General features: G+C 65.5%; 9 protein-coding genes and 1 pseudogene. 7 read left to right on the top strand and 3 right to left on the bottom strand.

Annotation, left to right across the window (positions count from 1 at the left end; all coding sequences use genetic code 11):
- Positions 1-114, top strand: a 114-nt coding sequence (locus tag ACIQ42_RS11230) for a hypothetical protein (RefSeq protein ID WP_397422272.1), incomplete at its 5' end; no start/stop codon positions are given.
- Positions 115-202: 88 nt separating this feature from the next.
- Positions 203-877, top strand: a complete 675-nt coding sequence (locus tag ACIQ42_RS11225) for a PEPxxWA-CTERM sorting domain-containing protein (protein WP_397422271.1) — start codon at positions 203-205, stop codon at positions 875-877.
- A gap of 409 nt (positions 878-1,286) precedes the next feature.
- Here ACIQ42_RS11225 and ACIQ42_RS11220 read toward each other — a convergent pair whose 3' ends face one another.
- Complete coding sequence (locus ACIQ42_RS11220; RefSeq protein ID WP_397422270.1) at positions 1,287-2,504, bottom strand: NADP-dependent isocitrate dehydrogenase; 1,218 nt, start codon at positions 2,502-2,504, stop codon at positions 1,287-1,289.
- 80 nt (positions 2,505-2,584) lie between these two features.
- Positions 2,585-3,613: a class A beta-lactamase gene (gene bla, locus ACIQ42_RS11215; RefSeq protein WP_397422269.1), complete on the bottom strand. Its 1,029-nt coding sequence runs from the start codon at positions 3,611-3,613 to the stop codon at positions 2,585-2,587.
- Between the two features lie 28 nt (positions 3,614-3,641).
- On the opposite strand from bla, the gene ACIQ42_RS11210 reads away from it, so the two are divergent.
- From ACIQ42_RS11210 to rpsD, 5 genes are all read left to right on the top strand, one after another.
- A complete protein-coding gene (locus ACIQ42_RS11210) occupies positions 3,642-4,430 on the top strand; it encodes an RNA methyltransferase (RefSeq protein WP_397422268.1) in 789 nt (262 codons plus the stop codon).
- Positions 4,427-5,512: an NAD(P)H-dependent flavin oxidoreductase gene (locus ACIQ42_RS11205; protein WP_397422267.1), complete on the top strand. Its 1,086-nt coding sequence runs from the start codon at positions 4,427-4,429 to the stop codon at positions 5,510-5,512. The genes ACIQ42_RS11210 and ACIQ42_RS11205 overlap by 4 nt, the downstream gene beginning before the upstream one ends.
- Entirely contained in the window at positions 5,509-6,747 is a 1,239-nt protein-coding gene (locus tag ACIQ42_RS11200) for a DUF1254 domain-containing protein (RefSeq protein WP_397422266.1), read from the top strand. Before ACIQ42_RS11205 ends, ACIQ42_RS11200 begins: the two co-directional genes overlap by 4 nt.
- A 15-nt stretch (positions 6,748-6,762) precedes the next feature.
- Positions 6,763-8,085: a DUF1254 domain-containing protein gene (locus ACIQ42_RS11195; protein WP_397422265.1), complete on the top strand. Its 1,323-nt coding sequence runs from the start codon at positions 6,763-6,765 to the stop codon at positions 8,083-8,085.
- 156 nt (positions 8,086-8,241) lie between these two features.
- Positions 8,242-8,859 carry a 30S ribosomal protein S4 gene (rpsD, locus tag ACIQ42_RS11190; RefSeq protein ID WP_397400218.1) on the top strand — a complete coding sequence of 206 codons (618 nt, stop codon included), beginning with the start codon at positions 8,242-8,244 and terminating at the stop codon, positions 8,857-8,859.
- A 227-nt stretch (positions 8,860-9,086) separates the two neighbouring features.
- Here rpsD and ACIQ42_RS11185 read toward each other — a convergent pair.
- A pseudogene (locus ACIQ42_RS11185) lies at positions 9,087-9,407 on the bottom strand (mechanosensitive ion channel family protein); the annotation flags it as partial.

Raw genomic sequence — 9,407 nt, 5'->3', positions numbered from 1 at the left:
GCCATGGGCGGTCAAGGCGCCGGCGGGCGGCCCGACTTTGCCCAGGGCGGTGCACCGGACGCCTCGCGTGCTGACGAGGGTCTGGCGGCGGTGAGGGCGGCCCTGGCCGGCTGAGTTGCGGCGGAGATCTGTGGAGAACCTTCTCCCCTCAGGCGAGTCACATTGCCCGCCATCTGGCCGATCGTAGATTGGCCGCGGTCGAATGGACCAGGTTTTTTGCTATCGACCTAAAGTGGTCGAGTTAGGGTTCTTCAAGATGCGCAGTCTCATTTCCGCGTTGGCGCTAGGTACGGCAGTCCTCGTGGCGCCGACCGCCGACGCCGCTGCGCTGCTATTCAATTTTGATGCGGCGGGATCCAGCATCGCCGTGACCGAGAACAGCCGCCTGTGCCTGCCATTCTCGGGCTGTGCGCTCTCCGCCAGCCTTTTGACGCCCTTCAGCAGCCTGACAATCGAAGAAGGTGCATCGGAGACTTTTGATTTTGCGAGATTTGATATCTCGGGCGGCATCGGCGGCGACTCCGACGCGCGGATTGAGACACGCCTTGCGTTTACCTCCCCGTCAATCGCATCGGCTGGCACGGGCGGGACTGCCTTTTATCTGCGGGCGGGATCGATCAGCCGCCCGGGTGTATTGGCCGGTACGTTCACCTGGGATAACCCGGCGCAACAGTTTACGGCCCAGGACGGATCAAAATTTACTTTCAAATTCAATGATGTAGCCGGTTTCATCACTGGGGGAAGCGCCAGGAGTTCGTTGACGTTGACCGTCGACAGTGTTGCGGTCGTTCCGGAGCCGGCGACCTGGGCGATGATGATTGGCGGCTTCGGCATGGCCGGCGCGATGCTGCGACGCAGGCGCTCGGCGACCGCCTGATCCAACGGCGCGGCCCGGCTGCGCCGGGCAGTCAGGGCCGCGTTCGCCGTATGCCTTCGCCTGCATGACAAAGGCAGGGTGGGCAAACGGCCGTGTTTTTTCCGCCACACCTGCCCTGCTGCTGTCGCTTCAAAGGCGAACAGGGCCTGAAACCCTGTCGCGGATTTCATGCTGCGTGGGCGCGAGTCAACTTGTTGCGCAGACGCAGTGTCTGATGTCGAGGGTATCGCGGAATCAGACGTTAAAGACTCATGGTCGCCTCCGGAGGACGGAACCCGGGTCCGCCTTCGTGAAATCCGCCATGATCCAGGGCGGCGGCCTCCGCGTCGGGGGCGCCGGTGATCACCGATGCTCTCCTCGCCCGCGAGAGCTATCGCGGGAATGAAAACAAAAGAACGAAAGCTCAGCCTCAGGCTGCGGCCAGTTCCTTGGCCAGGTTCGCTGCGACCTTGTCGAGGAAGCCTTCCGTGGTGAGCCAACCCTGGGTGTCGCCGACCAGCAGCGCCAGGTCCTTGGTCATCGAGCCGCTCTCGACCGTAGAGACGCAAACCTTCTCGAGGATCTCGGCGAACCGGTCCAGCTCCGTGTTGCCGTCCAGCTTGGCGCGATGCTTTAGGCCCTGGGTCCAGGCGAAGATCGAGGCGATGGAGTTGGTGGAGGTGCTCTCGCCCTTCTGATGCTGACGATAGTGTCGGGTCACGGTCCCGTGGGCGGCCTCGGCCTCCATGGTCTTGCCGTCGGGGGTTATCAGGACGGAGGTCATCAGGCCCAGTGAGCCAAAGCCCTGAGCCACGGTGTCGGACTGAACGTCGCCGTCGTAGTTCTTGCACGCCCAGACGTAACCGCCGGACCACTTCATCGCCGCGGCGACCATGTCGTCGATCAGGCGGTGCTCATAGGTCAGGCCAGCCGCCTTGAACTTGTCGAGGTAATCCGCCTCGTAGACCTCCTGGAAGATATCCTTGAAGCGTCCATCATAGGCCTTGAGGATGGTATTCTTGGTGGAAAGGTAGAGCGGATAATTGCGCGCCAGGGCGTAGGCGAAGCTGGCCTGAGCGAAGTCGCGGATCGAATCATCGAGGTTGTACATGGCCAGGGCCACCCCGGCGCCGGGGTAGTTGAACACCTCGCGCTCGATGGTCTCGCCGTTTTCGCCCTTCCAGGTTAGTGTCATCGAACCAGGGCCGGGGACCTTGAAGTCGGTCGCGCGGTACTGGTCGCCGTAAGCGTGGCGGCCGATGATGATGGGCTGGGTCCAGCCCGGCACCAGGCGCGGCACGTTTTTGCAGATGATCGGCTCACGGAAGACCACGCCGCCCAGGATGTTGCGGATCGTGCCGTTGGGCGACTTCCACATCTGCTTGAGCTTGAATTCCTCCACCCGCGCTTCGTCAGGGGTGATGGTGGCACATTTGATGCCGACGCCATGCTTCTTGATCGCCTCGGCGGCGTCGACGGTCACCTTGTCGTCGGTGGCGTCACGGTTTTCCATGCTGAGGTCGTAGTACTCGATCTCCAGATCGAGGAAGGGGAAGATCAGCTTGTCCTTGATCCATTTCCAGATGATCCGGGTCATCTCGTCTCCGTCGAGGTCGACGACGGGATTGGCGACTTTGATCTTGGCCATGAGGGACAGGCGCTCCGGAAGAAATATGATCGTCGCCGTATAGCCGCCACACGCGCCAACGCAAAGGCTGTGAACGCGATCTAGCCGATCGCACGCACCGCGGCGCCTGCAACGCGGGCGATCAGGGCGTCCGCTGCAGCGTCGTCGACGGTCGAGCCCGAAAGAAAAGCAACGATGGCGTAGGCGCGTTTGTCGGCCAGGGTGAAGATACCCACGTCGTTGCAGGCAGGCCGAAGGCCGAGATGATACCCGCTGAAGCCGGTGCGATGCGCCAGCACGGCGTCAGATGGCAGGCCCGCCCGCAGTCGACCCGGCGCGCTGACGTTACGAACCATCATGGTGCGGAGCTTTTCTGCCGAGTTTGCGGAGATCAGGTCATTGCGATTGAGGCGCTGCAGGAACTCCAGCATGCCGCGTGGAGTGGCCGAATCACGCCCGTCGGTCATGTGAGCCCGCATGGCGGCCAACCTCGTAGCCTCGGGAATCCTTGCCCGCGCGGCGTCATAGACCGCACCGTCGCGCCATTCCGGCCGGAACGAGGGCATACCGTTCACCTCGGGCTGCAATTCGCGCTCATATCGATCCACGCGGATGCCGGTGAGATTGCGCGAGGCCAGCCAGGCCGTAATGGCGCCGGGCCCTCCGATACGCTTCATCAGAACATCGGTGGCGGTATTGTCGCTGGTGACCACCATCGCTTCCAGCAACTCGCCCAGCGTGTAGGTGTCGCGCTCTGGCCAGGCGCTCGCTACAGGTGAGAACTGGGTTGAAAGCTGAGTCTCTTGCAGGACAACGCGCTCACCGAGGGTCAGCCGTCCGCCATCCACCTCACTGAGCACGGCGGCGCCTACCGGCAGTTTGACCACGCTCTGCATGGGAAACGGGCGTTCCGGGTTGAACAGGTAGCTCTCGCCGTTTTCAAGGTTCATCAGGCCGAACCCCAGGATGCCGGGACGCGCGTCGGTGGCTATCGCCTTCACAGCGCGCTCGAGGCCCGCAAGATCGATCGGGGGCGTCCTTGACGCAGTAATCGGCATGCGCGCCTGGCAGGCCGAAATCATAAGGGAAGGGGCGGCGGCCAGCAGGCTTCTGCGGTCGAGGGTTGCCATCCGGCAAGGAGCCTTCTCTAAACGCGACATGGTTGAAGCATCGCCGACAGCGCCTGTCATAATCCTGAACGCCCCCCAGATGGCGGAAAACATCGGCGCTGTAGCCCGGGTGATGGCGAATTTCGGCCTGGCTGACCTCCGGCTGATCAATCCGCGCGACGGGTGGCCACAGGAACGGGCATGGGCCCTGGCCTCAGGGGCGGAATGGCCGCTGAATGACGCGCGGGTCAGCGACACGGTGCATGAGGCGATCGCCGACCTCAATCTCGTGTTTGCTACGACAGCGCGACCCCGTGAACTTCAGCTGCCGATCCTGACCCCGCGAGCAGCGGCGGCCGAGCTTTTGGCGGCCTCGACGCGCGGAGAACGGGTCGGACTGATGTTCGGCGGCGAGCGCGCCGGACTTGAGACGGCGGATATCGCGCTTTGCCAGGCGGTCGTTACAATCCCTATCGACCCTAAGTTCCGGTCGCTGAACCTGGCGCAGGCGGTGGCGATCAATGCCTATGAGTGGCGTGCGACATTGAGCGATGCGCCGCCGACGATCTTCCGGGAGCATTCACCTCCCGCCGATGGCGCCGCGATGCTGGGTCTGTTCGAGCATCTGGAAAGGGAACTGGACGTCGCCGGATTCTTCCATCCGGCGGACAAGCGGCCTTCAATGGTTCAGAACCTGCGCTCGGCGCTCGGCAAGGGGCGCTTGTCGGAGCAGGAGGTTCGCACTCTACGCGGGGTCGTAACGGCTCTTTCGCGGGGGCGCGGTCGGGTGCTGGACAAACTGGCCCGGCAGAAGGCTGAACGAGAGGCGGGCGAATGAGCTTTGCCGCTCTGCTGCGGTCGCTGCCGATCCCCATCATCCAGGCGCCGATGGTGGGCGCCTCCTCGCACGGCCTGGCGATCTCTGTCAGTCTGGGCGGCGGTTTGGGTTTTCTGGCCGCCGGGGCGATGGCGGCCGCCGAGATCGGGCCGGCCGTGGCAGCGATGCGGTTGGCGACAGACGCACCCTTCGGCGTGAACCTGCTGATGGCGCCCACGCTGGCGCCTGACCCGCAGGATGTGGCGCGCGCGCTGGACCGGCTGACTGTATGGTACGAGGAACTTGGCCTGCCTACGCCGGCACCGCCCAACATCTTCGCCCCGGACTTTGGCGCCCAGCTGGAAGCCTTGACCGCCGCGGCGCCTCCGGTGGCCTCGTTCGCATTCGGGGTGCTGAACGGCCGGCAGGTCGAGGCGCTGCATCGGGCTGGCAGCTATGTGGTCGGGACCGCCACGACGGTCGCCGAGGCCCAGGCCTGGGCTGATGCTGGCGCAGATGGCCTCTGTGCCCAGGGTATGGAGGCCGGAGGCCATCGCGGCCACTTTCTGGAGGACCTCGAGGCCAGCCTGATCGGGACCATGGCCTTGATTCGCACTGTGCGCGCCGCCGTGGATCTGCCGGTGATCGCGGCGGGCGGGATCATGGATGGCCACGGCGTGGCCGCGGCCCTGGCGCTGGGCGCCGAGGCTGTACAGATGGGGACGGCGTTCCTGCTGGCCGACGAGGCGCTCACGTCGCGGCCCTGGCGCCGGGCGATCGCCACCGTTGGTGATGATCCGACGCGGTTGACGCGGGCCTTCACAGGCCGCCATGCTCGCGGAATACAGAACCGGTTCATGCGCGAGTTGCAGTTGGTCCAGAACGAGGTTCCGGACTATCCGGTGCAGAACCGGCTGACCCAGCCGCTGCGCGCTGCGGCCGCGTTGGCGGATGATCCGGATATGATCTCGCTGTGGGCGGGGCAGGGGGTGGCGCTGGCTCCAACCGGAGCGGCCGCCGATCTGTTGCGACAGTGGTGGGCGGAAGCAGGTGGCGCGGCCAGAGGGGTCGTGGCGCGATACGAGAAGGGGAGCCAATCGTGACGGATCTCAGGACGGCGGCGCGTCTGGCCTATCTTTTCGCACTGCCATTGGTGGAGGTGGCCTCCACAAGGCAGCGGGGTCAGACGCTGGGTCATATGATGGGTGTGTTCTCCCATGTGCGCCGCCTGGCCAATCATCGTCACCGTGCGGTTACAACACCCAACAACGACACGCTCTATTCCACCGCCCAGATCGACCTGTCTGCGGGGCCAGTCTCCATCACCCTGCCGCCAGCGGGCGAGCGGTACCTGTCGCTGGCCCTGATGGATGCCTATACCAACAACTTCGCCATCCTGGGCACGCGGACGACGGGCCCGGACGGGGGGATGTTCCGGCTGGTCGGCCCGGGCGAGGCGGTCGAAGGCTGGAACGTCATCCGGGCGCCGACCAACCATGTCTGGGCCCTGGCCCGCATCCTTGTGGACGGCCCGCACGACCTCGAGGCGGCGCGCGAGGTTCAGGCCGGGATTTCGATGCAGGGGCCAGCAACAGAGACCCCGGGTCCCTATGCGCTGCGGTCGGCGGACTGGCGTGCGTATTTCGACAGCGCTGCGGCCCTGATGGCCGCCAATCCGCCGCCGGTCACCGACCTTGCGATCCTGCGGGCCATAGCCCCGATGGGCCTTGCCGAAGGCTTCGACCCCCGCCGGTTCTCCGACGCCGACATCGCCGAGATCGAGGCAGGTGTCACCGAGGCGCGTTCTGCGGTCCGCAAGGGCGGCCTCGGTGGGGCGAGCTATGTAGGAGGTTGGTCCTATCCCAGTTCGCGGCTCGGCGATTTCGATCAGGACTACGCCTATCGCGCCGCGGTCGCATTGTCGGGACTGGCCGCCCTTCCACCAGCCGAGGCCATGTACATGCGCGCGGAGGGCCACGGCGCCCGCGACCTGCTGGACGGAACGAAGGCCTGGCGCCTGCACTTTCCGGCAGACCGGCCGCTGCCGGTCAATTCGTTCTGGTCGCTAAGCCTCTATGAGGCGACGGACGACGGGCAGTACTTCTTCACCGACAATCCCCTGGAGCGCTATGCGATCGGCGACCGCACGCCGGGCCTGAAGACCAATGCCGACGGCTCGCTGGATATCTGGATCGGTCATGCCGACCCCGGCCCGGAGCGGACGAGCAACTGGCTGCCGGCCCCGGCCGGGCCCTTCGCAGTGTTCCTGCGCGCCTACCTGCCGAAACCCGAACTTCTGGACGGCCACTACCGCTTGCCGCCGATCACCGAAGCCTAGAAGAGACCGCTGACGATGAACCGACGCGACCTGATGCTTGCCGCCGCCGCCCTGGCGCTCGCCTCCGCCGCCCGCGCGACCGCTGCGCCCGCCAGCTTGAAAGACGCCGCGCGAGAGGCCTGGCTCTACGGCCTGCCGCTGATCGAGATGGCCAACACGCGGGCCCGCGCCATGGGCGGCCGCGGCGCCATGCCGGCCGGCCTAAACCGGTTTGGACACGCGCGGCAGCTGGCCGGCCCACAATCACGAGGGGTCACCGCGCCGAACAATGACACCCTCTATTCCAGCGCCTGGCTGGACCTGAGCCAGGGGCCGGTAACCCTTACCATCCCGCCGACTGGCGAGCGCTACATCTCGGTGGCGGGTATGAGCATGTTCACCGACAACAGCTTCGTACTGGGCACCCGGACGTCTGGCGGGGCGGGCGGGCGCTACACGATCGTCGGTCCCGGACAGTCCGGGTCGGGCCCCAACGTGGTGCGACTGGAGACGCCGCAAGGTTGGCTGCTGGCGCGGACGCTGGTGGACGGGCCGGACGACCTGCCTGCGGTGCACGGACTGCAGGACGCGCTCGGTCTGACCGGACCGAAGGGCGTGGCTCCACCGGCCCTCGCGGTGCGGAGCGCCCCGGCGCTGGAGTACTTCACCTCGGTGGCTGCGCTCCTGAAGTCCAACCCGCCACCTGCCACAGACGGGGCTCTGTTCGCGCGCATCGCGCCGCTGGGCCTGACAGCGCAGGGCGGGTTCGATCCGACGCGCTTTGATGCCGCGGCGGTGGCCCAGAATGATGCTGGCGTTGCCGACGCTCGCCGGGCCATGCAGGCGCTCCGGGTCGGCGGCGGGGTGCAGGGTTGGAGCTATCCGCGCAGCACCCTTGGCGACTTCAATCAGGACTACGCTTTCCGTGCCGCAGTTGCCCTCGCAGGACTGGCTGCCCTCCCGCCGGCCGAGGCCATGTACATGAACCCGATGGGCGACCGGGGGCGGATGTTCACTGGCGAGGGTCCCTATCGGCTGAGTTTCCCCGCCGGCCAGCTTCCAGCCGTCGACGCCTTCTGGTCGCTGACGATGTACGAGGCCACGCCCGACGGGCAATTCTTCCTCGTAGAGAACCCGATCCGGCGCTACTCGATCGGCGACCGCACGCCGGGGCTGAAAACCAACGCGGACGGTTCGCTTGATCTCTGGATCGCGCGTTCCGACCCGGGGGGCGAGCGTTCGGCCAACTGGTTGCCGGCGCCGGCGGCGGGCCCTTTCACGCTCAGCTTTCGGGCCTACCTGCCCCGGGATGAGTTCCGCGATGGGCGCTACCGGCTGCCGGCCGTCGTTCCGGCCTGATCCTTGACTCAGTGAGGACCAGACGGCATAGGCGTGCGCTTCCAGCCGCCAGGGTGACCTGCGTGGCTGGAAACCTATGACGGGTGATGCAAGGCCGCCGTTGAAATCGCGTTCTCTTCAAGAGGACGCCGGCCCGCGTCGAACAGAGAGCTAACGATGTCAAAGCGCCACAGCGCCAAGTACAAACTCGACCGCCGGATGGGCGAAAACATCTGGGGTCGCCCGAAGTCTCCGATCAACACGCGCGCCTACGGCCCCGGCCAGCATGGCCAGCGCCGGAAGTCCAAGGTCTCTGACTTTGGTCTCCAGCTCCGCGCCAAGCAGAAGCTGAAGGGTTACTACGGCAACATCACCGAGAAGCAGTTCGTTCGCATCTACAAGGACGCCGCCAGCCGTAAGGGCAACACCTCGGAAAATCTGATCGCGCTGCTGGAAAGCCGCCTGGATGCCATCGTCTACCGCGCCAAGTTCGTGCCGACCCCGTTCGCGGCGCGTCAGTTCGTCAACCACGGCCACGTGATGGTCAACGGCAGCCGCGTGAACATCGCCTCCTATCGCGTGAAGCCGGGCGACGTGGTCACGGTTCGTGAACGTTCGCGCAACATGGCTCTGGTACTGGAAGCCTTGCAGTCGTCAGAGCGCGACACGCCGGAATACATCACCGTCGACGCCAAGAGCATGTCGGCCACCTTCGTCCGCACGCCGGACCTGGCCGAGGTGCCCTATCCGGTGAAGATGGAACCCAACCTCGTGGTCGAATTCTACGCGTCCTAACCGGCGCCGGATCGATATGACTTTGCGAAGGCCCCGGAGCGATCCGGGGCCTTTTGCTTTGCGGCGGGGTGTGGCGAAGTCAGCGGATGAACCGAAGGGACTTCGTTTTCTCGGCCCTGGCCGTCGGGCGTAAACAGGTGGACGCTTGTACCGGCATTGTGGGGGGACTTTTGACCCTGAGCTTTACGTGGGCCGAACTCTGAATCGCGCGCCGGACGAAGGTTTTCCTACTCAATCCGTTGATCAGTCGTACCGGGTAGCTCGACACCCGTTCGCGGCAGCATCTCGGGCATCTCGGCCCGCAGCCAGTCGAGCACCTTCTCGCGGATTTCGGCGCGCAGTTCGGTGGCTTCGTCGGCGTTGCGCGCGCTCACCAGGCAGCGGATCTCCATGGCTTTCTCGCGGACGTCATTCACCTGGACCTTGACGATCTGACCGTCCCAATGGGGTGAGGCTCTGGCGACGACCTCGACGGTGGCGCGCAGTTGCGCCAGGGGAACGCGCTGATCGAGCACCAGCATGACCTCGGCGATCAGGTTGGAGGTCTC

Source organism: Phenylobacterium sp. (assembly GCF_044372605.1).
Lineage (GTDB): Bacteria > Pseudomonadota > Alphaproteobacteria > Caulobacterales > Caulobacteraceae > Phenylobacterium.
The sequence above is the reverse complement of the archived record's forward strand: the minus strand, read 5'-3'. Positions and strand labels throughout refer to the sequence as shown.